The sequence below is a fragment of the Virgibacillus oceani genome, assembly GCF_041521345.1.
Classification (GTDB): domain Bacteria; phylum Bacillota; class Bacilli; order Bacillales; family Amphibacillaceae; genus Virgibacillus_N; species Virgibacillus_N oceani_A.
On the sequence record NZ_JBGOHB010000081.1, the window covers coordinates 1 to 464 of the forward strand.

1 protein-coding gene is annotated in these 464 nt (G+C 44.2%); it reads left to right on the forward strand.

Features of this window, described 5'->3' with window-relative positions; all coding sequences use genetic code 11:
- Positions 1 to 172 precede the first annotated feature (172 nt).
- The coding region (locus ACDX78_RS23255) for a hypothetical protein (protein WP_486031229.1) at positions 173 to 464 on the forward strand (292 nt) is incomplete at its 3' end.

The window sequence follows — 464 nt, forward strand, 5'->3', positions numbered from 1 at the left end:
CCATTGAATTTTTAATCTATGGACTGCGCAAAAAAATTGGTCAAAAACGGATTAAAAACATCCGTGGTTTGGGCTGGTATATCAGCGCCGAATCCCAAGACTAACAAAAAGCGATAGAAAAAAGGCTCAAAAATATCCAGACAATGACCGCCAAGTACCCACGAAAATGACCATGGCTAACCCTACAAAAACCGCCCTACCCTTGCAAAAATCGTTGCAAAAATCACTACAAAAACAGTTGCTGGTCTGGATCCTTGGCACGTTACTATCGATTGGCATTTTGGTACAAATTGCGGTATTTTGTTATACCTATCAAGAGTTTAACACCTCACAGGAAACCAATCTTAGCTATCTTGCTGAGCTGGTTAGCTCGCGCGCGGCCCTGCGACCCCCTCCCCGTAACCTGAAGCCTAATAGGCGTCTATCAAACCCAGATAACGATTTTGCACCGCATGACTTACCAC